This is a genomic window from Nocardiopsis sp. FR4 (assembly GCF_009830945.1).
Lineage (GTDB): Bacteria > Actinomycetota > Actinomycetes > Streptosporangiales > Streptosporangiaceae > Nocardiopsis.
Genome location: NZ_VWVV01000017.1, coordinates 107,848 through 134,822, shown reverse-complemented (window position 1 = coordinate 134,822; position 26,975 = coordinate 107,848). Strand labels below are relative to the sequence as shown.

The window sequence follows — 26,975 nt, the reverse complement described above, 5'->3', positions numbered from 1 at the left end:
GCCTTTGACACCCCGCTCGGCCGGACGGGTCTCCCCGCACGGCTGGGGCCTGCTACCGGGCGCTCCGGCGCTTACCCGGACGGGACTTCCACCCGCTGGCCTGACACAGCTTCCAGGACACACCATGTCTTCGACGGTACGTCCGGGCGCGGGACGGGGTCAGGGCTGGCTGTCGAATCCATTCGGGATCTTTACGCGTGGTTCGCGGTCGTGGTGCGCCTGTTTCTGCGGATGCGCAGGAGGAGTCCGGTCCAGGAGGCCAGGACGAGGGCGGTGACGGCGAGTTGCACGGTGAGCAGGTGTTCGGCGGGGTAGACGACGCCGGTGAGGTAGTGGTCGATGAAGCCCTCGGGGGGCAGTCCGTCCTGCCCGGCCTGCACGCGGGCCCAGTGTTCGACGTGGGTGAGGGGGCAGGGCCAGCCGATGAGGGTGATGCCGAGGCCGTAGAGGGCGCAGCCGAGGTGGGCCCGGAAGGTGCGGGGCCACTTCCAGGCGAGGAACCCGCCCAGGGCCACGTAGAGGACGAAGGCCAGGTGGATGACCACGGCGGCGTCGGCGATGAGGCGGTACCCCATGGTCGCAGTCTAGGCGGTGGTCGCGGCTAGGTGCTGGGCCCGGCGGGTTCGGCTCCGTGCGCGGGGCGGGTCCGGTCGGGCGGGGTGGGGGGCGTGCGTCGGCGGCGGAGGGTGAGCAGGGCCAGGCCGATCCAGGACAGGACGATGACGGCGCCGACGCCGACCTGGACGGTGACGAGGTGGTCGGCGGGGTAGACGACGCCGGTGAGGTAGTGGTCGATGAAGCCCTCGTCGGGGAGTCCGGCCTGTCCGGCGCGGGTGCGGCCCCAGGTCTCGACGCGGGTGAGGGGGCAGGTCCAGCCGATGACGCTGATGGCCAGGCCGTAGAGGGCGCAGCCGAGGTGGGCCCGGAAGGTGCGGGGCCACTTCCAGGCGAGGAACCCGCCCAGGGCCACGTAGAGGACGAAGGCCAGGTGGATGACCATGGCGGTGTCGCCGATGAGGCGGTAGAGCATGTCGCCTGTCCCGGGGGTCGGTGGTGGGGGTGCGGGGACCCGGGGGCGGGGGGTGGGTCGGCGGAGGCCGCCGTGGGGCGGCCGGTGGTGTTCATTGTGGCGGTGGGAGGTGGAGTGCCCGGCACGGTGGGGTCACGGGAGGGCGACGCCGCGGCCTGTCGGGGTCGGGGTGGTGGGTCTGCCGGGCTCGGTTGCCCGTGGTGGGGCCTGTGGTGGACGGGGCGCGGTGGTGGACATGGTGCGGCGCCGGGCGCGGGGGTGCTCCCCGTGCCCGGCGCCGTGGTGTGCCCGGTGTGCCGCTCCCCTAGACGAGGGGGCGGGCGGTGGGCGGGATGGTGACCGGCAGGGTGGTGTCCTGGGTGAGGTAGCGGTCGACTCCGGCGGCGGCGGAGCGGCCCTCGGCGATGGCCCAGACGATGAGGGACTGGCCGCGTCCCATGTCTCCGGCGCAGAAGACGCCCTCGACGGTGGTCTGGTAGTCGGCGTCGCGGACGACGTTGCCGCGTCCGTCGAGTTCGACGCCGAGCTGCTCGATCATGCCCTCCTTCTGGGGGCCGACGAAGCCCATGGCGAGGGTGACGAGGTCGGCGGGGATCTCGCGTTCGGTGCCCTCGACGGGTTCGAAGCCCTTGTCGGTGCGCTTGACGTCGACGAGCTTGAGGGCGCGGACGTTGCCCTGGCCGTCGTCGAGGAACTCGAGGGTGTTGACGGAGTAGATCCGCTTGCCGCCCTCCTCGTGTGCGCTGGTGACCTTGTAGAGCATGGGCATGGTCGGCCAGGGCTGGCTGTCGGGCCGCTTGGCGGGCGGCTTGGGCATGATCTCCAGCTGGGTGACCGAGGCGGCGCCCTGGCGGTGGGCGGTGCCGACGCAGTCGGCGCCGGTGTCGCCGCCGCCGATGACGACGACGTGCTTGCCCTCGGCGGTGATGGCCGGGGTGTCGTAGTCGCCTTCCTGGACCCGGTTGGCCAGGGGCAGGTACTCCATGGCCTGGTGGATGCCGTTGAGTTCGCGGCCCTTGGCGGGCAGGTCGCGCCAGGCGGTGGCGCCGCCGGTGAGGACGACGGCGTCGTGGTCGGCGCGCAGCTGGTCGACGGTGAGGTCGACGCCGACGTTGACGCCGGTGCGGAAGGTGGTGCCCTCGGCGCTCATCTGGGCGAGGCGGCGGTCGATGTGCCGCTTCTCCATCTTGAACTCGGGGATGCCGTAGCGGAGCAGCCCGCCGATGCGGTCGGCGCGTTCGTAGACGGTGACGTCGTGTCCGGCGCGGGTGAGCTGCTGGGCGGCGGCGAGTCCGGCGGGGCCGGAGCCGACGACGGCGACCTTCTTGCCGGTGCGGGTGGCGGGGGGCAGGGGCTTGACCCAGCCCTCCTCCCACGCGCGGTCGATGATGGAGACCTCGACGTTCTTGATGGTGACGGCGGGCTGGTTGATGCCGAGCACGCACGCGGACTCGCACGGGGCGGGGCAGAGCCGTCCGGTGAACTCCGGGAAGTTGTTGGTGGCGTGCAGGCGTTCGATGGCCTCGGCCCAGTCGTGGCTGTGGACGAGGTGGTTCCACTCGGGGATGAGGTTGCCGAGCGGGCAGCCGTTGTGGCAGAAGGGGATGCCGCAGTCCATGCAGCGCGAGGCCTGCTTGGTGACGGTTCCCCGGTCGAAGTCCTCGTAGACCTCGCGCCAGTCCTGGATGCGTACGTCCACCGGGCGGCGCTGGGGCAGTTCGCGTTCGGTGATCTTCAGGAAACCCTTGGGGTCAGCCATGTGTTCTTCCTCCTTTCGTGTTCGCTGACGCTCAGGACTGCGCGGAGGCCATGACGGCCTCGTTGACGTCGCGGCCCTCGCGCTCGGCTTCGGCCTGGGCGAGCAGGACGCGCTTGTAGTCGCGCGGCATGACCTTGGCGATGCGGTCGAGTCCGCCGTCCTGGGCGAGGAGGCGTTCGGCGACGGCCGATCCGGTCTCGGCGTGGTGGCGGGTGAGGACGTCGGTGAGGAACGCGCGGTCCTCGTCGGTGAGGTCCTCGATGTCGACCATCTCGCCGTTGACGCGGGCGGCGTCCAGGTCCAGGACGTAGGCGATGCCTCCGGACATGCCGGCCGCGAAGTTGCGGCCGGTGCGGCCGAGGATGACGGCGCGGCCGCCGGTCATGTACTCGCAGCCGTGGTCGCCGATGCCCTCGACGACGGCCAGGGCGCCGGAGTTGCGGACGCAGAAGCGTTCGCCTACGACACCGCGGAGGAAGATCTCGCCGGAGGTGGCTCCGTAGCCGATGACGTTGCCGGCGATGATGTGTTCTTCGGCGGTCAGCGTGGAGGCGGTGTCGGGTCGGACGATGACGCGTCCGCCGGACAGGCCCTTGCCGACGTAGTCGTTGGCGTCGCCGGACAGGCGCAGGGTGATGCCCCTGGGGACGAACGCGCCGAAGGACTGGCCGGCGGATCCGGTGAAGGAGACGTCGATGGTGTTGTCGGGCAGTCCGTCGGCGCCGTAGCGCTTGGTGACCTCGTGGCCGAGCATGGTGCCGACGGTGCGGTTGACGTTGCGTACGGGCAGGTCGAGGCGGACGGGCTGGCCGAAGTCCAGGGCTCCCTCGCTGAGCTGGATGAGGGTGTTGTCCAGGGCCTTCTCCAGGCCGTGGTCCTGGGTGCGCTGGCAGGTGCGGTGGTCGCCCGCCCAGGGCTCGACCTCGTGCAGGATCGGCGACAGGTCCAGGCCCTGGGCCTTCCAGTGGTCGACGGCGTCGGTGGTGTCGAGGAGTTCGACGGCGCCGATGGCCTCGTCGAGGCTGCGAAAGCCGAGCTGGGCGAGGTACTCGCGGACCTCCTGGGCGATGAACTCGAAGAAGTTCACGACGTGGTCGGCCTGGCCGGAGAACCGTTCGCGCAGGACGGGATTCTGGGTGGCGACGCCGACGGGGCAGGTGTCGAGGTGGCAGACGCGCATCATGACGCAGCCGGAGACGACGAGGGGTGCGGTGGCGAAGCCGTACTCCTCGGCGCCGAGCAGGGCGGCGATGACGACGTCGCGTCCGGTCTTCATCTGGCCGTCGGCCTGGACGACGATGCGGTCGCGCAGGCCGTTGAGCAGCAGGGTCTGCTGGGTTTCGGCGAGGCCGAGTTCCCAGGGGGTGCCCGCGTGCTTGAGGGAGGTCAGCGGCGAGGCGCCGGTGCCTCCGTCGTGGCCGGAGATGAGGACGACGTCGGCGTGGGCCTTGGAGACGCCGGCGGCGACGGTGCCCACGCCCGCCTCGGAGACCAGCTTGACGTGGACCCGTGCGGACGGGTTGGCGTTCTTGAGGTCGTGGATGAGCTGGGCGAGGTCCTCGATGGAGTAGATGTCGTGGTGGGGCGGCGGGGAGATGAGCCCGACGCCGGGGGTGGAGTGGCGGGTCTGGGCGACCCACGGGTAGACCTTGTGGCCGGGCAGCTGACCGCCCTCGCCGGGCTTGGCGCCCTGGGCCATCTTGATCTGGATGTCGTCGGCGTTGGTGAGGTAGTGCGAGGTGACGCCGAAGCGGCCGGAGGCGACCTGCTTGATGGCGCTGCGCCGCAGGTCCCCGTTGGCGTCGGGGGTGAAGCGGTCGGGGTCCTCACCGCCCTCGCCGGTGTTGGACTTGCCGCCGAGGCGGTTCATCGCGATGGCGAGGGTCTCGTGGGCCTCGGCGGAGATGGAGCCGTAGGACATGGCGCCGGTGGAGAAGCGCTTGACGATCTCCGAGACGGGCTCGACCTCCTCGATCGGGACCGGTTCGCGCACGCCCTCCTTGAGGCGGAACAGGCCGCGCAGGGTCATGAGCTTCTCGGCCTGGTCGTCGACCTTGGAGGTGTACTCCTTGAAGATCTCGTACCTGCGGGTGCGGGTGGAGTGCTGGAGCTTGAAGACGGTCTCGGGGTTGAACAGGTGGGGTTCGCCCTCGCGGCGCCACTGGTACTCGCCGCCGACCTCCAGGCGCCGGTGGGCGTTGGGGTTGTCGGTGTGGGCGCGGCGGTGGCGGATGGCGACCTCTTCGGCGAGGACGTCGAAGCCGACGCCGCCGAGGCGGGAGGTGGTGCCGGTGAAGCAGCGGTCGATGACCTCCTGGCCCAGGCCGAGGGCCTCGAAGATCTGGGCTCCGGTGTAGGAGCTGACCGTGGACACGCCGATCTTGGACATGACCTTGAGGACGCCCTTGCCGAAGGCCTTGACGGTGTTGCGTACGGCCTGGTCGGGGTCGATGCCGCCGATGGTGCCGCGTTCGACGAGGTCGCGTACGGTGGCCAGCGCCAGGTAGGGGTTGACGGCGGAGGCGCCGTACCCCAGGAGCAGGGCGACGTGGTGGCATTCGCGGACGTCGGCGGCCTCGATGAGGAGGCCGACCTCGGTGCGGGTCTTCTCGCGGACGAGGTGGTGGTGGACGGAGCCGGTGAGCAGCAGCGACGGGATGGGTGCCCGGGTCGCGTCGGCGCGGCGGTCGCTGAGGACGAGGATGTGGGCGCCGTCGGCGATGGCGGCGGAGACCTCGGTGTTGATCTGCTCGAGGCGCTCGGACAGGGCGGTGCCGCCGCCGTCGACGGGGTAGGTGCCGTCCACGGTGAAGGTCCTGAGCGCGGGGTTGCCCTGGCCCGCGGCGACGATGGCGGCGAGTTCGGCCTGGTCGACGACCGGGGTGGGCAGGACGAGGCGCTGGGTGTCGCCGGGTGCGGCGTCGAGGATGTTGTGCTCGGCGCCCAGGAGGGTGGCCAGGCTGGTGACCATCTCCTCGCGGATGGCGTCCAGGGGCGGGTTGGTGACCTGGGCGAAGTTCTGCGAGAAGTAGTCGAAGAGCTGCCGGGAGCGGTCGGAGAGCGCGGCCACCGGGGTGTCGGTGCCCATGGAGCCGATGGGTTCGGCGCCGGTGCGGGCCATGGGTGTGAGGATGACGCGCAGCTCCTCCTCGGTGTAGCCGAACACCTGCTGGGTGCGGTGGAGCTCGGTGACCGGGGTGGGCTGGGCCCGGGGCAGGTCGGCCAGGCGCAGGACGCCGGAGTCGATCCACTCCTGGTAGGGGTGTTCGGCGGCGAGTTCGGCCTTGATCTCCTCGTCCTCGATGATCCGCCCCTGGGCGGTGTCGACGACGAAGATGCGGCCGGGCTGCAGGCGGCCCTTGCGCACGATGGTGGCGGGGTCGATGTCCAGGACGCCGGCCTCGCTGGCGAGGACGACGAGGCCGTCCTCGGTGACCCAGTAGCGGCCGGGGCGCAGGCCGTTGCGGTCCAGGACCGCGCCGACGAGGGTGCCGTCGGTGAAGGACACCGAGGCGGGGCCGTCCCAGGGCTCCATGAGGGTGGAGTGGTACTCGTAGAAGGCCCGGACGGCCGGGTCCATCTCGGTGTGGTTCTCCCAGGGCTCGGGGATCATCATGAGCACCGCGTGCGGCAGCGAGCGCCCGCCCAGGTGGAGCAGTTCGAGGGCGTCGTCGAAGGAGGCGGTGTCGGAGTCGTCGGGGTCGACGATGGGGAAGATCCGGTCGAGGTCGCCGGGGATGAGCTCGCTGGCGAGCTTGGCCTCGCGGGCGCGCATCATGTTCCGGTTGCCCTTGACGGTGTTGATCTCACCGTTGTGGGCGACGTAGCGGAACGGGTGGGCCAGGGGCCAGGACGGGAAGGTGTTGGTGGAGAAGCGGGAGTGGACCAGGGCCAGGCCGGAGGTGTAGCGCCGGTCGGACAGGTCGGGGAAGAACGGCTCCAGCTGCGGGGTGGTGAGCATGCCCTTGTAGGCGATGGTGCGCGGGGACAGGCTCGGGAAGTAGACGTCGGTCTCGTGCTCGGCGCGCTTGCGGACGCAGTAGGCGTGGCGTTCGAGCTCGATGCCGGTGAGGCCCTCGGTGGCGGTGCCGGGGGTGCCGGTGATGAAGAGCTGCCCGAAGTAGGGCATGGCCTCGCGGGCGGCGGGGCCGCTGTAGCGGGGCTCGAAGGGCAGGTCGCGCCAGCCGAGGAGGGTCAGGCCCTCGTCGGCGACGATGGCGTTGATGCGCTCGACGGCGGTGGCGCGCTCGGCCGCGTCGGCGGGCAGGAAGGCGATGCCGGTGGCGTAGGCGCCGGCGTCGGGGAGGGTGAAGTCGCAGACCTCGGCGTAGAGCTCGTGCGGGACCTGGGTGAGGATGCCCGCGCCGTCGCCGTCGTCGGGGTCGGCCCCGGAGGCGCCCCGGTGGTCGAGGTTGCGCAGTACGGTGAGCGCCTTCTCGACAATGGAGTGGCTGCGACGTCCAGTGAGGTCGGCGACGAAGCCCACACCGCAGGCGTCGTGCTCGAAAGCGGGGTCGTACAGGCCCTGGGAAGTGGTTTCCGCGTTCGTTCGGACGGACGAACGCCGCACCTGGCCAGCAGGCATCTACCCTCCTGTCGTCTTTGTCGGCTTCGTGAAAAGCGCATGTGGGACGACGTTGGCCCTGCTGCGTGCGGATGGAGTTGTGGTGCCGCGTGTGCGGCGGTACCCGTCAGGGGTGCCCCGGTCCGTTCCCGCGGTGCGGCCACGTCCTCGTGGTCGCCGGTGGCGGATGGGTGCCCGTGACGGGTGGGTTCCCTTATACATGCTGGTCCAGCCGCGACGGTAATCGCAGGTCTAGACCATGTGGCGCCGCGGTGCGCCGTTGGCCTCGGGTGCGCCGCCGGGATGCGGCACGGTCCCTCCCGGGTGTCCCCGATGAGGGCTGGCCTAGCCGGTGTTTCCACGGGGGAGGCCCGCTAAACATCCCGAGGTGGCCGCGGGACCGTTCTCGGGGTCGGGTGTGCCACGTCGGGCATGCGGACGTGACGTACCGCGGCCCACATTACCCCGGTGTTACGCCCGCCCCCAAGGGGGGTGGGAGTCCTCTGCTGAGTGATATGCCCCTCATCGGTCCGCGACCTGCCGTGTGACCGGTCCGCGGCCACCCCCGTGCGCGTGGGACGATCGGTCCATGCATCCGACTTCCGCGGGCCCGAGCGGCCCGCCCCTTCCCGAGCCCGCGTTCCGGTTGTTGCACGAGCACGGCGTGGACGCCCCCCGGTTGCGCCGGGTGCTGGCCCTGCTGTCGGACGGGCGGTGGTGGTCCGCACGCGACCTGGTGCGGGAGAGCGGTGTGGCGCACGCCCTGGTGGGTGAGCTGGTCAGGGCGCTCATCGAGTCCGGTGAGGCGGCTCGGGAGGAGGCGGGCGGGCAGAGCCGGGTGCGGCTGCTGCGGCCCGCGGAGTACGGAGGGGCGGCCGCCGAGGAGCTGGCCGACCCGGTGGCCCACCTGGTGCCCCGGCACGCCCGGGCCATGGCGGAGCTGGTGCGTGCCGTGGCGGAGGGGCCGTCGTCGGACCTGGACCTGGACCACGTGGCGGCGACCGCGGAGACGGCGCTGCGCCGCGCGCTGCTGCTGTCGACCCGGTTCGACCTGCGCGACCGGACGGTGCTGTGCGTGGGCGACCACGACCTGACCTCGGTGGCGCTGACCCTGGTGAGTCCGGGGTCGCGCGCGGAGGTGGTGGACGTGGACGAGCGCGTCCTGGCCCACGTCGACGCCCTCGCCTCCTCGCTGGGGTTGGCGGTGCGCACCCACGCGGCGGACCTGCGCCTGGGGTTGCCGCAGGCGGTGCGCGGCTGCGCGGACGTGGTGTTCACCGACCCGCCGTACACCCCGGAGGGGGTGGAGCTGTTCGTGCGGCGCGGGGTGGAGGGGATGTCCGATCCGCGCCGGGGGCGGGTGCTGGTGGCCTACGGAGCCAGTGAGACCACGCCGCGGTTGGCGGCGGCCACCCAGGCGCGGTTGGTGCGGATGGACCTGCTGGTGGAGGCGGTGTGGCCGGACTTCAACCGCTACCACGGGGCGGAGTCGATCGGCGCGGCCTCGGACCTGTACGTGCTGCGGCCCCTGGCGCGCACGCTGCCCGGCGGCACGGAGGAGGCGGCCCGGGTCTACAGCCAGGGAGCCAACGCCAAGGAGGCCCGGGGCGGGTTGGACGCCGACCGTGCCCGCGCCGCCCTGGAGCGGGTGGCCCGGGACCGGGAGGACCGGGAGCGGGGCGGCGGGGCGGACCTGACCCTGGTGGGCGCCTGGCCCCGGGAGGTGGCGGAGTCGGGCCGGGTGCGCCTGTCGACGTGGATGGGGGCGCCCTCGGGCGGCGGGTGCGCGGTGGTCAACCTCACCGGCGGGTGGGAGCGGTTGGCGGCGCGCGCCGCGCTGGCCGCCCCCGGGGAGGAGGTGTACGTGCTGGTGCCCTCCTCGTCGGCGTGGGTGCGCGACGGGGCGGGCCAGCGGCGGTTGCGGGCTCTGGTGGAGCCGCGGTTCGGGGTGCGGTTCCTGCGCGGGTTCGGTGCGCCCGACCTGACGGCGGTGCGGCTGGCCCGGGGGCCGGAGCCGGACTCGGCGGTGGAGCGGCTGCTGACGCACGTGCAGGAGCGGGCGCACGGAAGGCTCACCGCGACGCTGCGGACCGGTCTGGTGGAGGTCGCGGCGTGGCGGGAGAGCCCGATCAACAAGCGCACCGCGCGCCAGGCGGTGGCGGCGGCGCCGTGGTGGGCGTCCGGGCACACCCTGTTGGACCTGCCCGAGCACCGGTTCGGTGAGCTGCGGGAGGTGGCCGCGGACCTGCTCGCGGCGGCCCAGGCCCCGGTGTAGCGGGCGGCCCGGAAACGTCGGCGGCGGGGGTCAGCCGGTGCCGGTCTCCCCCGCGCCGGTTCCGCCGGTGCCCGCGCCCACGTCACCGGTCTGCCCCGTGCCGGTGGTGTCGGTGCCCGTCTCCCCCGTACCGGTCTCCCCCGTACCGGTCTCCCCCGTGCCCGTCCCGTCGGCCGGGGCCTCGCCGGTGGTCTGCTCGGGTTCGGTGGCGGAGTCGGAGCCGTCGAGCTGGACCATGCGCCGGTAGAGCGGGTCGCGGACGTTGGCCAGGGCCACGAGCGGCCCGGAGAGGCTGACCCGGTCCTCCACCGACTCGGAGTCGGTGGGCTGGACCCACACCACGACCAGGTAGTGGCCGCTGACGATGGCGTCGCTGGCGCTGTAGCCCTGCCCCAGGCGGTCGAAGGGGTCCTCGCCCGAGGGGGCGAGCACGAAGCCGGGGTCGGGCCCGGTGGCCTCGCCCTCCTCGTCCTCCGGTTCGGCCAGGGCCCCGGCCAGGGCCCGGCTGGCCTCGACGTCGGCCAGGTTGAACACGGCCGCGACGCCGAAGTAGTTGTCGGAGACGTAGGTGGCGCGCCCGGCCTGGGTGCAGTCGGCCTCCTCCAGGGCGGTGCGCACGGCCTGCCCCCACACGGCGGCGGCGCAGTCCTCGGTCAGTTCGGAGTCGCGCAGGGTGAAGTCGATGCTCTGGCTGGAGATCTCGGCGTTGCGGGAGCCGAACAGCTCGCCCTCGTTGAGGGGTCGGCTGTCGGCCTCGCGGGTGGCCAGGACCTCGTTCATGCCCCCGGTGTCGATGGTCCGGTAGACGACCGGCCGGGTCTGCTGGGCGGCCTGTCCGCCGCCCTCCTCCTGGCCCAGCTGCGTGTACAGCACCACGCCCAGGACGACCAGGGCGACGGCCAGCGCCCCCGCCAGGATCGCGATCAGGGGGCCGAAGCGCCTGGGCTCCTTCTTCCTGCGCCCGCCGGTCCGGCGGCGCCCGCCCGTCTGGGGGGAGCGCCCCGCGGGGAGGCCGTCGGACTCACTGCTCTTCCTCCGACGTCCCGCGGGTCCGGACGCCGACGGTTCAGAAGGGGACACCGAGTGGACCTTTCCTCGAATGCGGTCCGGCCCACCCCAGGGGTGGGCCGGACCGGTTGCGTTCGCACGGCGGACCGGCTCGGAGCCGCCGGTGGTGCGGCCCTGCGGGCGGGCCGATCTGTCCGAGATCCTATCGGGGCCCGTGACGGGGCCGGACCGGGCTACTGCCCGTTCTGCTCCGCGGCCTGCTCCGCCGCCACGACCTCCTCGTAGACGTAGCGGGAGGCGTTCATGGCGGCCACGCTCAGGGTCGCCATGTCGGTGTTGTCCCCGGGCGGGGAGCCGTCGGTCTCGGCCACCCAGTACACGGCCAGGTAGTGGCCCATGACCTGGGCGTTGGCCTGGCTGTAGCCGTCCTGCAGGCCGGGGACCTCCTCACCGGTCTGGGTGAGCAGGAACCCGGCGCCGTTCTCGGCGTTGGCGGGGTCCAGCGCCCGCTCGACCTCGGCGGCCGCCTCGGCGTTGGCCAGGTCGAACAGGGTGAACTGCGCGACGTACTTCTCGTCGGCGTCGGTGTACAGGCCCGAGGCGGCCTGGACGCAGTTGGCGTCGATGAGGCTCTGGCCCAGGTCCTGGCCCCACACCAGGGAGGTGCAGGAGTCGGTGACCGTGCCCTGGCGCAGTTCCAGCTTCATGTCGTCCAGGCCGATCTCCTCGACCGAGCCGAACACGGTGTCCTCCGACATCGGCTCGGCGTCCGCGGGGCGCTCCCCGATGGGACCGAAGACGTCCTCGCGGTTGGGCTCGGACAGGTACAGCTCCGGGGTGAGGGTGCTGTGCCCCTCGGGCGGTGCCACGACCGCCTCGTCGCCGCCGGCGACGGTGCCGCCGGGTCCGGCGAAGAGCTGGTAGGACAGCAGCCCCAGCAGCACGACCAGGGCGATGCTGAACGCGCCGAGCAGCACGCCCAGCAGGGCGGTTCCGCGCTTGCGCTTGCTCTGCTCGGCGAGGGTGTACACGATCTGGTTGGGGCGGTCGCCCAGGACCGACACCCTCTTGATCGCGGCGGCGGAGAAGGCCGAGACCCTGGTGGCTCCGGCGCGTCTGCTGCCGCCGCGTCGGCGGGAGGAGCCGGATCCGCGTCCGGCGCGCCTGCGGCGCGATCCGCGTCCGCCGGTGTCGGCCCCGGTGTCCTCGGCCCCGTCGGCGGGGTCGTCCCCGGCGCGGTCGTCCGCGTAGTCGTCGTAGTCCGGCTCGGGGTCCCCGACGGGCTCGGTGTGGGTGTGGCCGTACTCCGCGGAGAAGTCCTCCTCGGGGTCGTAGCCGTCCTCGTACTGGTCTCGGCCGTGGTCCTCGGCTCGGTCGTGGGCGTTGTCGGCCCGGCGGGATCCGCCGCGCCGCGCCCTGCGGCCGTAACCGGACTCAGCTGTGCTCACGGTCTTTCTCAATCGTCAACCCGTGGTCTGCTCGGAAGGTACAGGGAGGCCCGGACACGTGGTCCGGGCACGGCCGGACACGTGTCCGGACATGGCCGGTTCACGCGGCTTGCCTGTGTCTACTCGGGCCTCGCCCCGGAGTCGTCACCCTCTCCGGCGTCCCTCGCGGTCGAGCCCTCGGTACTAGATCGCTCAGGGCTGGGATGGTATTCCGTCCCCGCCTCCTCCGAGCTGGGATTCTTCGTCCCGGTACGCACCTCTTCGGCGTCCACGGCGCTGTAGACGGTGCCGTCGTCGGCTGTCTCACCCTCGGTTGTGGGACCGAACACCTGGGTTCCGGCGTCGTGACCGTGCGGGACGACGTTGGTGGAGAAGGAGTCCAGGCGGCGGCCGGCCCACAGGAAGTAGGCCAGCGCGCCGAGGAAGACCAGGACGGAGGTCCAGTTGTTCAGGCGCAGGCCCAGGAAGTCGTTGGCGGGGTCCACGCGCAGGTACTCGATCCAGAAGCGGCCGACGCAGTAGCCCATGACGTAGAGGGCGAAGAGGCGTCCGCCGCCCAGGGCGTGCTCGTAGCGGCGTCCGGCCCAGGCCAGCAGCACCGCCAGCAGCAGGCACCACAGGGACTCGTAGAGGAAGGTGGGGTGGTAGGTGCTCACGCCCAGTTCCATGCCGGGGCGCAGGTGGCCCTCGGGGTAGGGGCTGATCTCCACGGCCCAGGGCAGGTCGGTGGGGCGGCCGAACAGCTCCTGGTTGAAGTAGTTGCCCCAGCGGCCGATGGCCTGGGCGAGGGGGATGGTGGGGGCGATGGCGAAGGAGAGTTTGGACATGGACAGGCCGCGCCTGCGCGCCACCAGCCACACGCCCAGGGCGCCCAGGGGGATGGCGCCCCAGATGCCCAGGCCGCCCTCCCAGACGTACAGGGCGCGGATGGGTTCGCGGCCCTCGGCGAAGTAGAGCTGGGCGTCGCTGATGACGTGGTAGAGGCGACCGCCGATCAGGCCCAGGATCACGGCCCACACGGCCATGTCCATGATGGTGCCCTTCTCACCGCCCATGGCGGCCCAGCGGCGCTCGCTCCACAGGACCGCGACGATGACCCCGGCGAGGATGCACAGCGCGTAGAAGTGGATCTGCAGCGGCCCGACGGGGATGGAGTTGACCTGCGGGCTGGGGATGGCCGCGAGGGCGCGGCCGAACTCGACCGCGCCCTCGGAAGCTGTCGACGATGTCACTGGTCTGCTCTCGGGTTCGCCCCGCGTGCGGGGGGTGTCTTGTCGGTGCTACTCCGCACCACCCCCGTCGCTCACCGGCTCGGTGTCGACCTCACCGGGCTCGGCCGAGGCGATCGCCTCGTTGAGGCCCCGTGCGGTCATGGCGCTGTTGTTGTCGAGCAACTCGCCGTTGATGTAGACGGAAGGCGTGCCGCGGAACGCGTTGTCTCCGCTGTAGCGAGTGTAGGCGTTCCCCGTGGCCTCGATGATCTGGCCCGTGTAGGTGCCCTCCAGGAAGGAGGGGTCGTGGCCGTGGTCGGCGCCCCAGGCGAGCAGGTCGGTGAGGACCATGGTGCCGAGGGTCTCCTGGCCGATCTGCTCCATGGCGTCCTCGGTCAGGGCGGGCAGGTACTCCTCGGTGAACCGGGTGACCACGGCGGCCTCCTGGTCCAGGCGCTGGTCGAACTGTTCCTGCTGGGCCTCGGTGGGGTCGGTGTCGGCGAACCAGTCCTTGAGCTCGTCGGTGGTGAAGCCCTCCTTGCCCTCGGTGGGCTGGTTCTCGAACAGGAGGTCGTTGTACTCGACGAAGCGGTCGTGGTCGGCGGCGGCGCGGGCGGCGGCCCCGGCGCGCAGGGAGTTGCTGCTGACGGGCACCTGCTGTTGGGCGAAGATGCTCACCGGCCGGTAGTGGACGATGGCCCGGCCGTCGGCGGCGTTCTCCTTGAGCACGTCGCCGTTGAGGAGTTCGAACTGGCGGCAGGCGGGGCACTGGTAGTCGGCGTAGACCTCCACCACGGGCGCCTGGGCGTCGGGCTGGGCCATGACGACGCTGCCGTCCTCCTGGAGGGCGCGGGGCGCGAGGGCGCCGTCGTAGGCCGCGCTCTTGCGGTCGGCGCTCAGGGCGAGGTAGCCGATGCCGACGATGGCCACCACGACGAGGGCGGCGGCTGTCAGGACCATGAGGGTCCTGTTGCGTTTGGCGGCCCGCTTCTCCTTCCGCCGCTGTTCCTTGAGGCGTTCCCGGGAGCGCCTGCGCGCTTCACTACCCATGCTTTTCCCTGTTCTGCTGCTGGATACGTTGTCCCTGTCCCGGGGTCACCGGAACAGGCCGAGGGCGCGGTCGAGGGTCAGGGGGGAGCGGGGCCACACCGCGATGAGGGCGCCCATGGCCGCGAAGGCGATGTCGCGGGTGATGGAGAGGCCGTAGGTGGTCTCCCCCGGTTCGACCTGGCCGCCGCCGCCGAAGCAGCCGCAGTCGATGCTCAGGCCGCGGGCCACGGCCGAGGCGATTCCGGCGATGAAGGCGACCATGAGCAGGGCGCTGACGGCGCCGGCGTAGCGGGTGGCGAGCCCGGCCAGGAGCAGGACGGCCAGGGCCAGTTCGAACAGGGGCAGGGTGTAGCCGATGAGCTGGGCGACCTCGGGCGGGAAGAGGTCGTAGGCCTCGACCGCCTGGACGGAGAGGGCGGGGGGGTACTTGGAGACGGCGGCGGTGATGAGCACCGCGGCCAGTCCGACCCGGCAGGCGAGGGTCAGCCAGGGCTGGACGGCGTCCCACCGGGATGCGCGGCCGGTCTCCGGGGCGAGGGTGTCGTCGGGTGTGTCCATCACGTGTGCCTTCGAGGAGGTAGGGGGCGGCGTGTCGCTTTCGGTGCTCGCCTTATGACTCTGCGCGTCGGATCAGATCCTACTGGCTGTGCCTACCGCGTGACGCTGGGTTCGGACAGGAGGGTGAACCGGTTGGTGTCCCGCGGTGGGCGGGCACTTCCATCACACCACCGCGACCGCCTCCGCGGGGGCGTTGGAGGGGTCTCGCGGGGCCGCTCTCACCCGATTCTCACGCTTTTAACCCGGTCCTTGACCGGGGCGAGGGGGTGGGGGGAGGGGGCCGTCGGGCCCGGTTCGGGCGACGGGAGGGCGAACGGGAGGCGGGGGGGGGGGGGGGGGGGGGGGGGGGGGCGGGGGGGGGGGGGGCGCCCCCGGGGGGGGGGGGCCCCCCCCCCCCCCGGCGGGGTTCGGGCGGGGCTCAGCCGCGGCCCGAGCGCACCCCCTCGGCCAGCTCCTGGGCGAAGGAGCGCACCGCGGTCAGGCCGGTCTCCAGGTCGGGTGCGTCCAGGACGCGCTGGCAGAACCCGGCGCCGACGATGACCCCGTCGGCGTAGGCGGCGACCTCGGCGGCCTGGGCGCCGGTGGAGATGCCCAGTCCCACGCAGACGGGCAGCCCGGAGCCGCGGGTCACCTCGCGGGTGCGCCGCACGAGGGTGGCGGCGGTGTCGGCGACCTGGGTGCGGGTGCCGGTGACCCCCATGAGCGAGGCCGCGTACACGAAGCCGCTGCAGGCCCCTGTGGTCAGGGCCAGGCGCCGGTCGGTGGAGGAGGGCGCGACCAGGAAGATCCGGTCCAGCCCGTGGGCGGTGGAGGCGGCCACCCACTCCTCGGCCTCCTCGGGGATGAGGTCGGGGGTGATGGCCCCGGCCCCGCCCGCCTTGGCCAGTCCGGCGGCGAAGCGTTCCACGCCGTAGCGCTCGATGGGGTTCCAGTAGGACATGACCACGGCGGCGGCGCCGGTGGCGGCGGTGGCCTCCACCACGCGGAACACGTCGTCGGTGGTGGTGCCGGACTCCAGGGCCCGGTCGGCGGCGCGCTGGATGGTGGGGCCGTCCATCATGGGGTCGGAGTAGGGCAGGCCGACCTCGATGACGTCGCAGCCCCCCTCCACCATGGCCTCGATGACGCGGATCGAGGACTCCACGTCGGGGAACCCGGCGGGCAGGTAGCCGATGAGGGCGGCCCGGCCGGCGTCGCGGGCGGCGGCCAGCGTGGTCTGCAGTGCGGTGGCGGTCATCAGGCCTGTCCCTCCGGGTCCACGAGGCCGAAGTAGGCGGCCGCGGTGTCTACGTCCTTGTCGCCGCGCCCGGAGAGGTTCACCAGGATGACGGCGTCGGGGCCCAGGCGCTCGCCGAGCTTGCGGGCGCCCGCCAGGGCGTGCGCGCTCTCGATGGCCGGGATGATGCCCTCGGTGCGGCACAGCAGCCGGAAGGCCTCCATGGCCTCGGCGTCGGTGACCGGCTCATAGGTGGCGCGGCCGGTGTCGGCGAGGTGGGCGTGCTCGGGGCCCACCGCGGGGTAGTCGAGCCCGGCCGAGATGGAGTGGCTGGGCAGGGTCTGCCCGTACTCGTCCTGGAGCACGAAGGTGCGCGCCCCGTGGAAGACGCCGGGGCTGCCCGCCGTGATGGAGGCGGCGGTGCGGGTGGTCTGGGCTCCCTCCCCCCCGGCCTCGAAGCCGTACAGGGCCACGTCCTGGTCGGGGATGAAGGCGGCGAAGATCGCCATGGCGTTGGAGCCGCCGCCCACGCAGGCGGCCACCGCGTCGGGGAGGCGGCCGGTGCGCTCCAGGACCTGTTCGCGGGCCTCCTGGCCGACGACGAAGTGCAGGTCGCGCACGAGCTTGGGGAAGGGGTGCGGGCCCGCGACGGTGCCGAACAGGTAGTGGGTGTGGTCGACGTTGGCCACCCAGTCGCGGAAGGCCTCGTTGATGGCGTCCTTGAGGGTGCGGCTGCCGATGGTGACGGGGACGACCTCGGCGCCGAGCATGCGCATGCGGGCGACGTTGAGGGCTTGGCGGCGGGTGTCCTCCTCCCCCATGTAGATGACGCAGTCCAGGCCGAGCAGGGCGCAGGCGGTGGCGGTGGCCACGCCGTGCTGTCCGGCGCCGGTCTCGGCGATGACGCGGGTCTTGCCCATGCGCTTGGTGAGCAGGGCCTGGCCGAGCACGTTGTTGATCTTGTGCGAGCCGGTGTGGTTGAGGTCCTCGCGCTTGAGCAGGACGCGGGCGCCGCCGCAGTGCTCCGAGAAGTTGCGGGCCTCGCTCAGGGGGCTGGGCCGCCCGGTGTAGTCCTTGAGGAGCTCGGCGAGTTCGGTCTGGAAGCGGGGGTCCTGCCGGGCCTTGTCCCACTCGGCGGCGACCTCGTCGAGGGCGGCGATGAGTGCCTCGGGGGCGAACCTGCCGCCGAAGCGGCCGTAGTGCCCGTGGGCGTCGGGCAGTGGTTGGTCGTGGCTCATGGGAAGCTCTCCTGACGGGGCCGACCGCGGGGCTCCCCCGGGCCGGGCGCCGCAGGGGTTCCGCGCGCCGACCGTGGTGTGCGCCGCCGGCCGCGGCGGCGCGTTCTGGCTGTGGGTCAACGCGGCGTCGGGAACCCGCGGCTCAGTCCCGCGGGTTCCCTAGAGCCATCGCCGCCGAGGGTGCGCCGTGGTCTGCCCGGGAGCCGTCATGTCCGTCCCTAGCCGCGGTCGCGCAGGGCGGGGTGGGCTCCGGCGGTCACCAGGTCGGCGACGGCCTCGCGCGGGTTCCGGCCGCGGACGAGGCTCTCGCCGACCAGGACGGCGCCCGCTCCGGCACCGGCGTAGGCCAGCAGGTCGTGCGGGCCTCGCACGCCGGACTCGGCGATCTTGACGACGTCGTTGGGGATGAGCGGGGCGAGCCGGGCGAAGGTGTCCCGGTCCACCTCCAGGGTCTTGAGGTTGCGCGCGTTGACGCCGATGACGGTGGCTCCGGCGTCCAGGGCGCGGGAGACCTCCTCCTCGTCGTGCACCTCCACCAGGGGCATCAGGCCCAGGGAGCGGGCGCGCTCGACCAGGGAGACCAGGGCCTCCTGGGACAGGGCGGCGACGATGAGCAGGACGGCGGAGGCGCCGAAGGCGCGGGCCTCCCACAACTGGTAGGAGCTGACCACGAAGTCCTTGCGCAGCAGCGGGGTGTCGACGGCCTGGTGGACGGCGCGCAGGTCGGCGAGGCTGCCGCTGAAGCGGCGCTCCTCGGTCAGGACGCTGATCAGGGTGGCGCCGCCGGCCTCGTAGTCGCGGGCCAGGGCCGCGGGGTCGGCGATGGCCGCGAGGGGGCCCTTGGAGGGGCTGGCCCGCTTGACCTCGGCGATGACGTGCACGCCGGGGCGGCGCAGGGCGGCTTCGGCGTCCTGCGGAGTGGGCGCCGACCCCGCCTGGTCCTTGAGGCGGTCCAGGGGAAGGGCCTCCTGGCGCTGCGCCAGGTCGGCGCGTACTCCGTCGAGGATCTCGTCGAGCACGCTCACCAGTTACTGCTCCCTCGTGAAGGTGGGCCGGTCGCGGTGGGTGGCCCGGTGGGGCCCGTCGTCGCACGGCGTGACCGGCGAAGGTCGCCGTCGCACGGCCATCGTATCCACCTGTCGGCGCGGTGGGGTCGCCGCCCCCGCGTGTCACCCCGCGTCGTGGGCGCGCCCGCCCCGCCCCGGGCGGGCGCGCCGCGGGTGTACGGGGCGGCGCGCGGGCCCGGCTACATGCTGGCGAACGCCGCTCCGAAGGCGACCACGAAGATCAGCACGTAGATGACGAGGAGGACCGCCGCGAGGATGAAGGAGACCAGCCCGATGATGCCCAGGACCTTGGCGGTCTGGGCCGCGGACTCGGCTCCCGCGTAGTCGCCCGCCTCCCACTTGCTGTTGACCTGGAGGGAGAAGACGAGGCCGATGACACCGATGATGGTGCATCCGAAGATACCGAGGATGTTGTGTACCAGGTAGTTCTTGGGCGGCCCCCCGGCGGGGGGCCCGCCGTAGGGGGCGCCGGGACCGTAACCGCCGGTGTGCGGGGGCTGGTAGCTCATGTGATGCCCTTTCGGGAACGTGGTGGTGGTCGGACGGGCGTGGACGGAGCCCGCTCATCTGCATCAGACCGCTGGGGACGCCGCGTGGTTCCGCCTACCAGCCGGGGAACAGGGGGGTGCCCGGTGCCAGGAAGGAGAACCAGGGCAGGTTGCGCAGGATCCAGTGCGCGGTGATGACGATGACCAGAGCCCACAGGAACCATCCGGGGGTGAGCTTGGGAGGGCTCGTGGGCGGCCGGACGGACTGGTAGAGCCAGCGCGCGTAGGTCCAGGCGATGTAGGGGGCCAGCAGCCACAGCAGGGGGTTCATGCTGATGGAGCCGAGGACGTCGCCGTGGGTGAACAGCGCGATGGCCCGCATGCTGCCGCAGCCGGGGCAGAAGGTGCCGGTGAGCAGCAGCCAGGGGCAGGTGGGGTAGTTGCCGGGTTCGTTGGGGTCGACCACGTGCAGGAGGGCCGCGCCCGCCAGTCCCAGAGCGCCCAGTCCGACGGGCCACACGACCGGGGGCTGGGACTCCGCCCAGCGCCTGGTCCGTTCGACCAGGGAGGGTCTTCGCGGAGCGGGGGCGGCGGGGTCGGCCGGAGGCTCTTCGTGGTGTGGGTGCACGTGACCAGCCTAGGGGTGGGAGGGGCCCGCCCTCGGCGCGGGCGCGCTCGGGGGCGGGCTGCCGTCGAAGGTCGGGGCCTTCTCCGTCAGTAGGAGTAGGTCGACGCCGTGGACGCGGCGATCACGATCATCAGGATGTAGAAACCGATGCTCAGCACGTAACCGATGCTGCCCAGGATGAAGGCGAGCTTGGTCCACTTCTTGGTCTGGGCCTGCGCCTGCATGGCGCCCGCCTGGTCCCCGCGGTTCCAGAGGTCGTGGACCTTGGTGGCGTTGATGATGGCCGGAATGGCGAAGGGCCAGCAGCAGAAGATGGCCACGATAGCCCAGACGAGACCGTTGTCCGGGGGCGGGCCGCCGGGAGACCCGTAGCCACCGCCGGGGGCCGCGTAGCCGCCGCTGGGGGGACCGTAGCCGCCGGGGGGCTGGCCGGGGTTGCCTGGGGGCGGGGGACCGTAACTCATAGTCGGTACAACTTTCCTGAGAAGGACAAGGGGTTTGCGCGGCGCACCGACGGGGGGCGGGCCCCACACGGGGCAGGGTGGGATCACCGGGTCGAACGCACCACGGACAGACAAGCATCATGCCAGATCGGTACGACGTGTCCCGAACTGCACCAACACGCGCGGTCGGGGACGAGGGGGTCCGCCGGGGCGGGGGCGGCCGTCTCCCCGTGCTGGGGCGGGGCGCCCCAGCCTACCGACAGGGGGCGCGCGGGGAGAACACGCGGCTCCGCCCTCCGAGCGTCGGAGGGCGGAGCCGGGGGTGCCGCCGAGGGGCGGGAGACGCGCGGGCGCGGTCCGCCGAGGGGTCCGGGCGCCTCAGGACGTGGCGCTGTGGGCGTCGGGGTCCAGGGCCTCGGCGGGCGGGGCGTCGGCGGGCTCGGCCTGGGTGGCCGCGGCCGCGGTCCCGCGCCCGGCCTCCCACTCCTCGCGCGTGGGCGGGACGGGGCGGGGCTCCTTGCGGCCCAGGCCGGCCTTCTTCATGACACCGGCGATCACGGCGCACACCGCGCTGGCGGCCAGGGCGACGACGGTCCAGGTGACCAGGGCGCCGCCGAGGATGATGGCGGTGGCGGCCACGGTCCACACCACGATCCAGGAGAGGGTGAGGAACCAGGCCGAAAGGGTGTTGCCGTGGTCCTCGTGGTGTTCGTCGGCCATCAGGTTTTCTCCTTCGGTTCGGCCGACCGTGCGGTCGGCGGTGCGTGCGCGGCGCCGTCCCCGTCCGCTCGCGCGGCGCTCTCGGGGGTGGCGCCCTCGGGGGCGTCGAGTGTGGGGTCGTCACCGGCGTCCAGTGATCTCCACAGGTCGGAGGGTGTCTCGGCCCGGGACGCGCGCGGTGCGGCGTCCCGATCGTACCGGGTGCCCATGCCCGGCCAGGCCGGGGCCCGGGCCGTGGACCACAGCCCGGCGGCGACCAGCAGGAGGGCTCCGGCAGCGGCCATGGCGGGGCCGAGGGCGGACAGCTGGGGCTGGGCGGCGACCTGTGCGGCCCCGGCGGCGTCGGAGGTGTTCTCCGCCACGGCGGCCAGCAGGGTGTCGGGACGGGTGGCTGTCCAGGTCGCGGCCAGGGCGGTGGCGCCGCCGAGGGCGAGGAGGAGGCCGATGGCGCGGCGGGCCCAGCCCCGGGCGGCGTACAGGCCCGCGATCGCGGCCAGTCCGGCCCAGCCGATGCCGCTCAGGGCGCCGGTGAGGTCGCCTCCGGTGAGGTCGACTGGCAGGGGGGCGACCGGTCCGGGCGCGGTGAGCCCACCGGTGGCCCAGTGCCGTCCGGAGGCGGCCAGGAGCAGTCCGGCCCCGGCGGCCAGGGCGAGCGTGGCCAGGCCGTACTCGCGGCGCGCGGTGGCGCCGCTCACAGGAGTCTGTCCGCGTCGAAGCAGGTGCGGTCGCCGGTGTGGCAGGCGGCGCCGGTCTGGTCGACACGCAGGAGCAGGGTGTCGCCGTCGCAGTCGAGTGCGACGGAGACCACGCGCTGGGTGTGGCCGGAGGTGGCGCCCTTGACCCAGTACTCGCCGCGGCTGCGGGACCAGTAGGTGGCGGCCCCGGTGGTCAGGGTGCGGTGCAGCGCCTCGTCGTCCATCCAGGCGAGCATGAGGACCTCCCCGGTGTCGTGCTGCTGCACGACGGCGGGGACGAGGCCGTCCTCGGTGCGCTTGAGACGGGCGGCGATGGCCGGGTCGAGGCTGGTGACGCTCATGGTTTCCAGGTTATGGGCGGGTGCGCGCCGCCGTGCACCGGGGAGGCGTGTGGCGGGTGCGGCGGTGTCGCGGGGGGATCGTCCGGGGCGGGGCGGCGGTGGCCGGGGCGGTACTAGAGTGCGTGCGTTGGTACCGCCGCCTCGTCCCCTCCGCCCTGTCCCTTCCACCCTGGGGGTTGTCGTGACCGCCGATTCCCTGTCCGCCGACCTGGCGGGCATGCCCGACGCGCTGTCCCGGTTGGCCGACCGCTTTCCGCGGTGGGACCCCTACGCGGCGCTGCCCGCACTGTTGGACGACGAGCCCGCCTCGGTGCGCTTCGTGGGCTTGGGCGCGGCGCGGCACGCGTGCGCGGTGGCGGCGGCCCGGCTGCGCCGGGCGGGGATCGCGGCGACCGCGGACTTCTCCTCCTCGGCGGAGGCGCCTCCGGCGGGTCCGGAGACGCTGGTGGTGGCGGTGAGTCTGGGCGGCGGGCAGAAGGAGCTGTACACGGTCCTGGACCGGTACGTGGCGCGGTCGCCCGTGGTCGTGCTGGCGCCGTCGGTGGATGCGGTGGTGGGGCGCCAGGCGGATTTGTTGGTGCCGTTGCACGCGGGTGAGGAGGCCAGCGGCCTGGGGTGCCGCGCCTATCAGCACGCGCTGGCCCTGCTCCTGCTGTTGGGGCACCGTCTGGGCGCCCCGGTGTCGGGGGCGAGCGCGAACTTCCCCGGCCTGCTGCGCCGGGTGGCCAACGCCACGTCCTTCCTGCTGGAGGGGGCGCCGAAGTGGGTGCCCCGGGCGGCGCGGGTGCTGGAGGGGCCGGACGGCGTGCACCTGGTGGCCCCGGCCGAGCGGCTGGCATCGGCGTGGCAGGGGGTGCAGGTGTTGCGTAAGGGTCCGGTGAAGGTGGCGCACGCCGCCGAGACCGGGGAGTGGTCGCACACCGACCGTCACCTGGCCGCGGTGACCGACTACCGGGCCCTGTTGTTCGCGGGGTCGGCCTACGACGAGCGGTTCGCCGAGCACCTGGGGCAGTTGCGCGGGGCGTTCGTGGCGGTGGGTCCCACCCCCGGACGCGAGCGGGTGCCGGGGGCGGGGGTGACGGTGCGCTATCCGGGTGACGGCGACCCGGACGTGGGCCTGTTGGCGGAACCGCTGGTGGCGGAGCTGTTGGCGGCGCACTGGTGGGCGGCCTCGGGCCGCTGAGGCGGTCCGGGGACACCGCTCCCGTGGCGGGCCCCGGACCGCGGGCGCGGGTCAGGCCGAGGAGCGCACCCAGGAGGCGTACAGGTCGGCGTACACGCCGGGCCGGCCGACCAGTTCGGTGTGGGAGCCGCTCTGCACGATGCGTCCGTCGTCGAAGACCAGGACCCGGTCGGCGGCCTCGGCGGTGGACAGGCGGTGCGCGATGGCCACGGAGGTACGGCCCCGGGTGAGCCGGTCCAGGGCGCGCTGGATGCGCACCTCGGTGTGCGGGTCCACGGCGGAGGTGGCCTCGTCCAGCACGAGCAGGTCGGGGTCGGCGACGTAGGCGCGGACCAGGGCGACGAGCTGGCGCTCCCCCGCCGAGAGGGACTCGCCGCGCTGGCCCACGGGGGTGTCGAGTCCGTGGGCGAGGCTGTCGAGCCACTCGGCGAGGCCGAGCTCGGTGATGGCCGCCTCCAGTTCGGTGTCGGTGCTCTCGGGGCGGGCGAAGCGGATGTTGTCGCCCAGGGAGCTGTCGAAGAGGAAGCCCTCCTGGGGGACCATCACCACGCGGCTGCGCAGGGAGGAGAAGGCCACCTCGCGCAGGTCGACGCCGTCGAGGCGGACGGTGCCGTGGTCGGGATCCATGAGGCGGGTGAGCAGTTTGACGAAGGTCGTCTTGCCCGAGCCGGTCTCCCCCACCACGGCCACCCGGGTGCCGGGGGTGATCCCGACGCTGACGTCGTCCAGGACGACGGGTCCCCCGGGGTAGGAGTAGGTGACGCGGTCGAAGGCGACCTCGACGGGTCCGCGGGGGAGTTCGCGTCCGGCCTCGCCCGGGTCGGCGATGTCGGGCACGGTGTCGAGTACGCCCAGGACCCGGCGCCATCCCGCGATGGCGTTCTGGGCCTCGTTGAAGATCTCGGTGGCCATCATCATCGGCTGGATGAACAGGGTCATCAGGAACAGGAAGGCGATGAGCTGTCCGGCGGTCAGGTCGCCGCCCAGGCCCAGCCAGACGCCGATGAGGACCACCGCGGTGTTGCCGAGGGCGGAGACGATCTCGGCGAAGGGTGAGACGGCCATGGACAGGCGCTGGGCGCGGACCTGGGCGCGGCGGGTGGCCAGGACGGTGGTGTCGATGCGCTGGGCGGTGCGCCGCTCGGTGCCGTGGGCGCGGATGACGGCGGCGCCCATGACGGTCTCGCCGATGACGCCGAGCATGTCGCCGGTGCGCTCGCGCACCTTCAGGTAGGCCCTGGAGAGCAGTTTCTGCAGCCAGCGCACGCCGAAGAGCAGGGGCAGGAAGCAGATCCACACCACGAGGGTGAGCTGCCAGGAGTAGACCGCCATGAGGGCGGTGGCCACCAGCAGCTGGCCGCTGCTGACGATGAGGAGCATGCCGCCCCACTGCATGAAGGTGCTGATCTGGTCGACGTCGCTGGTGACGCGGGAGACCAGGGCGCCCTTGCGCTCGCTGTTCTGGGTGAGCACGGACAGGTCGTGCACGTGGCGGAAGGCCCTGCGGCGCAGGGTGGCCAGGCCGGACTCGGTGGCCCGGTACAGGCGCACGTTCATCAGGTAGGAGAAGACCATGGTGACCAGGAGCAGGGCGGCGCACACGCTCACCATGCGGGTGACGAAGGCCAGGTCGGGTCCGGCGGGTCCGGACAGGCCGTTGTCGATGATCTGCTGGACGGCGACGGGCACGATGATCTTGCCGGCGGTGGCCGCGACCGCGAGGGCCAGGGTGAGCCACAGGCCGCGGGCGAACTCCGGGGACAGCCGCAGGCCGCGCCTGATGGTCTCGAGCGCGCCGTCGGAGGAGCGGTGCAGGGACACGGCGGTGCCCGTGCCCTCCTCCTGCCGCGCGCCTGGGTCGGGCCGCTGACCGGTGCGGACGGGTGCGCTCATCGGCTGGTCTCCTCGGTGGCGTCGTCGCTGCGGCGGGAGGGTTCGAGCGGCCCGGGTTCCTCTGGGAGGGGGCCGGGCCCGGCCTCGGCGGAGGCGCGCTCGTAGGCGGTGACGAGTTTGGTGTAGCCGGGTGAGGTGGTGAGCAGCTCCTCGTGGGTGCCGCGGGCCAGGACGCGGCCGCGTTCCATGTAGACGACCTCGTCGGCGAGTTCGATGGTGGCGCGCCGGTAGGCGACCACGACCACGGTGGCGGCGGCGTCGCGTTCGCGCAGGCCGGCGAGGATCTGCGCCTCGATCTGCGGGTCGACCGCGGAGGTGGCGTCGTCCATGATGAGCAGGCGCGGGCGGCGGACGACGGCGCGGGCCAGGGCCAGGCGCTGGCGTTGTCCGCCGGAGAGGGTGGTGCCCTTCTCGCCGAGGCGGGCGTCGAGTCCGCCCTCCAGCTCGCGGATGAACCCGTCGGCGCGGGCCAGGCGCAGGGCGGCCCAGACCTCGTCGTCGCCCAGGGGGGCGCCCAGGGTGACGTTGTCGCGGACGGTGTCCTCGAACACGAAGGTGCCCTGGGGGACCAGTGCGGCGTGGCGGGGGATCTGGTCGCGGGCCAGGTCGCGGACGTCGACGCCGTCGAACGTGACGGTGCCGCTGTCGGCGTCGACCAGGCGCATGAGCACGGTGGTGAGGGTGGACTTGCCCGCTCCGGTGGGGCCGACCAGGGCGACGGTGCGCCCGGGGGCGATGTCCAGGTCCACGCCGTTGAGGACGGTGGTGCGGGGTCCGTCGGCGCGGCCGTCCATGAGGTCGCGCCCGCCGCCGTCGGCGTCGTAGGAGTCGGCGTAGGAGAAGGTGACGCCGCGGGCGCTCAGGGCGATTCCGGTGGGGGTGTCCTCCAGGGTGCGGTCGCCGTACTCCATGGCGCCGTCGGCGCGCAGGACGGACTGGACGCGGTCCCAGCCCACGACGCTGCGGGGCAGGTCGCCCAGGATCCAGCCGAAGGAGCGGATGGGCATGGTCAGCAGGGTGAACAGGAAGGCGATCTGGACCAGGTCGCCGGGGTCGATGGCGCCGGTGGACAGTCGCCACATGCCCAGGAGCAGGACGGCCAGGACGCCGAAGTTGGGCAGGGCCTCCATGACGGGGTCGAACATCGAGCGCATGCGGCCGACCTGGATGAGCGCGTCGCGCAGGCGGTGGGCGGCCTCGGTGAAGCGTTCGGTCTCGGTGTCCTCGCGGCCCAGGGTCTTGACGACGAGGGCGCCGTCGAAGGACTCGTGGGCGACGCCGCTGACCTCGGCGCGCAGGGCCTGGGCGCGGGAGGCCATGGGTGAGACCCGGCGCTGGAAGACGACGTTGGCGGCGGCGAGGGTGGGGAAGACGACGAAGGCCACCAGGGCGAGCACCGGGTCGGTGAGGACCATCGCGACGGCGGCGATGGCCAGCATGAAGACGCTTCCGACCGCCATGGGCAGGGGGGCGAGCGGTTGCCAGGTGGCCTCGACGTCGGCGTTGGCGTTGGACAGGAGTTGTCCGGTGGGGTGGCGGTGGTGCCAGGACAGGGGGAGTTCGAGGTACTTGCGGGCCACGGCGCGCCGGTAGCGGGCCTGCATGCGGAACTGCATGAGCGCGGCGAGCATCCGGCGCATGGCGACGCCGACGGCCTTGCCGAGGCCGACCGCCATGAGCAGGGCCGCGGCGGCGGTGAGGGCGGCGGCGGTGGTGCTGCCCTGGGCGAAGGCGGGCAGGATGGTGGCGTCGGTGAGGTGGCCGAGGACGGAGGCGGAGCCGACGTTGACGGCGGCGTGGAGCGCGGCGCCCAGGGCGGCGGCGAGGAAGACCCACGGTTCGGTGCGGGCGGCGACCCCCAGGACCCTCATGCCCCGGGTGAAGACGCCGGTGTGCGCCGGGTCCGGGGGTTGGGAACGGGTGTCCTCGCCCTCGCCCCCGGCGGTCCCCTCGCGCGTTCGCGTGGTGCTGGTTCCCTGCGCCATGCGCTCCCCGTTCTGCTCGCCTGCCGGGCCGGGCCCGGCGCTGCCGACGCGCGCACGGCGGGCTCCGGGCATGCCGAAGGACCGTGGAGTGCGCGTGTGGTGTCAACCTATCCAGCGGTGCGGACAGGTTCCACCGGATTGTTTCAGCGCGGCGCGCCACGGTGCTATTCCGTCC

At 72.9% G+C, this 26,975-nt stretch carries 22 protein-coding genes; 2 read left to right on the top strand and 20 right to left on the bottom strand.

Going from position 1 to position 26,975, the window contains the following annotated elements:
• Positions 1 to 191 precede the first annotated feature (191 nt).
• From FYW95_RS17370 to gltB, 4 genes are all read right to left on the bottom strand, one after another.
• A complete protein-coding gene (locus FYW95_RS17370) occupies positions 192 to 575 on the bottom strand; it encodes a DUF2784 domain-containing protein (RefSeq protein WP_159942202.1) in 384 nt (127 codons plus the stop codon).
• 26 nt (positions 576 to 601) lie between these two features.
• Positions 602 to 1,030 (bottom strand): DUF2784 domain-containing protein, encoded by a 429-nt coding sequence (locus FYW95_RS17365; protein ID WP_159942203.1) that lies wholly within the window; start codon positions 1,028 to 1,030, stop codon positions 602 to 604.
• A 304-nt stretch (positions 1,031 to 1,334) separates the two neighbouring features.
• Positions 1,335 to 2,789, bottom strand: a complete 1,455-nt coding sequence (locus tag FYW95_RS17360) for a glutamate synthase subunit beta (protein WP_160050560.1) — start codon at positions 2,787 to 2,789, stop codon at positions 1,335 to 1,337.
• Between the two features lie 31 nt (positions 2,790 to 2,820).
• The gene (gene gltB / locus FYW95_RS17355; protein ID WP_159942205.1) at positions 2,821 to 7,374 is read right to left on the bottom strand and encodes a glutamate synthase large subunit; all 4,554 of its coding nucleotides are present in this window, start codon (positions 7,372 to 7,374) and stop codon (positions 2,821 to 2,823) included.
• A gap of 568 nt (positions 7,375 to 7,942) precedes the next feature.
• Between gltB and FYW95_RS17350 the strand changes: the two genes are divergently transcribed.
• A complete protein-coding gene (locus tag FYW95_RS17350) occupies positions 7,943 to 9,628 on the top strand; it encodes a bis-aminopropyl spermidine synthase family protein (protein ID WP_159942206.1) in 1,686 nt (561 codons plus the stop codon).
• Between the two features lie 30 nt (positions 9,629 to 9,658).
• On the opposite strand, the gene FYW95_RS17345 is transcribed toward FYW95_RS17350, so the two are convergent.
• The 14 genes from FYW95_RS17345 to hisI all read right to left on the bottom strand — a co-directional run bounded on the left by FYW95_RS17345 (position 9,659) and on the right by hisI (position 21,739).
• Complete coding sequence (locus tag FYW95_RS17345; RefSeq protein WP_159942207.1) at positions 9,659 to 10,708, bottom strand: hypothetical protein; 1,050 nt, start codon at positions 10,706 to 10,708, stop codon at positions 9,659 to 9,661.
• A gap of 161 nt (positions 10,709 to 10,869) precedes the next feature.
• Positions 10,870 to 12,084 (bottom strand): hypothetical protein, encoded by a 1,215-nt coding sequence (locus tag FYW95_RS17340; protein ID WP_159942208.1) that lies wholly within the window; start codon positions 12,082 to 12,084, stop codon positions 10,870 to 10,872.
• 119 nt (positions 12,085 to 12,203) lie between these two features.
• Complete coding sequence (lgt, locus tag FYW95_RS17335; RefSeq protein WP_159942209.1) at positions 12,204 to 13,316, bottom strand: prolipoprotein diacylglyceryl transferase; 1,113 nt, start codon at positions 13,314 to 13,316, stop codon at positions 12,204 to 12,206.
• A gap of 48 nt (positions 13,317 to 13,364) precedes the next feature.
• On the bottom strand, positions 13,365 to 14,345 hold the full coding sequence (locus FYW95_RS17330; RefSeq protein ID WP_159942210.1) for a DsbA family protein: 981 nt from the start codon (positions 14,343 to 14,345) through the stop codon (positions 13,365 to 13,367).
• Positions 14,346 to 14,390: 45 nt separating this feature from the next.
• Complete coding sequence (locus FYW95_RS17325; RefSeq protein ID WP_159942211.1) at positions 14,391 to 14,903, bottom strand: MauE/DoxX family redox-associated membrane protein; 513 nt, start codon at positions 14,901 to 14,903, stop codon at positions 14,391 to 14,393.
• 418 nt (positions 14,904 to 15,321) lie between these two features.
• The gene (gene trpA / locus FYW95_RS17320; protein ID WP_159942212.1) at positions 15,322 to 16,140 is read right to left on the bottom strand and encodes a tryptophan synthase subunit alpha; all 819 of its coding nucleotides are present in this window, start codon (positions 16,138 to 16,140) and stop codon (positions 15,322 to 15,324) included.
• Positions 16,140 to 17,357, bottom strand: a complete 1,218-nt coding sequence (gene trpB, locus FYW95_RS17315) for a tryptophan synthase subunit beta (protein WP_159942213.1) — start codon at positions 17,355 to 17,357, stop codon at positions 16,140 to 16,142. Before trpB ends, trpA begins: the two co-directional genes overlap by 1 nt.
• Positions 17,358 to 17,575: 218 nt before the next feature.
• Positions 17,576 to 18,382, bottom strand: a complete 807-nt coding sequence (trpC, locus tag FYW95_RS17310) for an indole-3-glycerol phosphate synthase TrpC (RefSeq protein WP_159942214.1) — start codon at positions 18,380 to 18,382, stop codon at positions 17,576 to 17,578.
• Between the two features lie 221 nt (positions 18,383 to 18,603).
• Positions 18,604 to 18,933, bottom strand: a complete 330-nt coding sequence (locus FYW95_RS17305) for a CD225/dispanin family protein (protein WP_159942215.1) — start codon at positions 18,931 to 18,933, stop codon at positions 18,604 to 18,606.
• A 94-nt stretch (positions 18,934 to 19,027) separates the two neighbouring features.
• Positions 19,028 to 19,540, bottom strand: a complete 513-nt coding sequence (locus FYW95_RS17300) for a DUF2752 domain-containing protein (protein WP_370462372.1) — start codon at positions 19,538 to 19,540, stop codon at positions 19,028 to 19,030.
• A gap of 86 nt (positions 19,541 to 19,626) precedes the next feature.
• On the bottom strand, positions 19,627 to 20,004 hold the full coding sequence (locus FYW95_RS17295) for a CD225/dispanin family protein (RefSeq protein ID WP_159942216.1): 378 nt from the start codon (positions 20,002 to 20,004) through the stop codon (positions 19,627 to 19,629).
• A gap of 357 nt (positions 20,005 to 20,361) precedes the next feature.
• A complete protein-coding gene (locus tag FYW95_RS17290; protein ID WP_159942217.1) occupies positions 20,362 to 20,703 on the bottom strand; it encodes an HGxxPAAW family protein in 342 nt (113 codons plus the stop codon).
• The gene (locus FYW95_RS17285; protein WP_159942218.1) at positions 20,703 to 21,398 is read right to left on the bottom strand and encodes a Trp biosynthesis-associated membrane protein; all 696 of its coding nucleotides are present in this window, start codon (positions 21,396 to 21,398) and stop codon (positions 20,703 to 20,705) included. Before FYW95_RS17285 ends, FYW95_RS17290 begins: the two co-directional genes overlap by 1 nt.
• Positions 21,395 to 21,739 (bottom strand): phosphoribosyl-AMP cyclohydrolase, encoded by a 345-nt coding sequence (gene hisI / locus FYW95_RS17280; RefSeq protein WP_159942219.1) that lies wholly within the window; start codon positions 21,737 to 21,739, stop codon positions 21,395 to 21,397. The genes FYW95_RS17285 and hisI overlap by 4 nt, the downstream gene beginning before the upstream one ends.
• A 181-nt stretch (positions 21,740 to 21,920) precedes the next feature.
• Between hisI and FYW95_RS17275 the strand changes: the two genes are divergently transcribed.
• Positions 21,921 to 22,922, top strand: a complete 1,002-nt coding sequence (locus tag FYW95_RS17275) for a sugar isomerase (RefSeq protein WP_159942220.1) — start codon at positions 21,921 to 21,923, stop codon at positions 22,920 to 22,922.
• Positions 22,923 to 22,973: 51 nt separating this feature from the next.
• Here the strand turns inward: FYW95_RS17275 and FYW95_RS17270 are convergent, their stop codons facing one another.
• Both FYW95_RS17270 and FYW95_RS17265 read right to left on the bottom strand, forming a co-directional pair.
• On the bottom strand, positions 22,974 to 24,815 hold the full coding sequence (locus FYW95_RS17270; RefSeq protein ID WP_159942221.1) for an ABC transporter ATP-binding protein: 1,842 nt from the start codon (positions 24,813 to 24,815) through the stop codon (positions 22,974 to 22,976).
• Entirely contained in the window at positions 24,812 to 26,800 is a 1,989-nt protein-coding gene (locus FYW95_RS17265) for an ABC transporter ATP-binding protein (RefSeq protein ID WP_159942222.1), read from the bottom strand. Before FYW95_RS17265 ends, FYW95_RS17270 begins: the two co-directional genes overlap by 4 nt.
• Positions 26,801 to 26,975 lie beyond the last annotated feature (175 nt).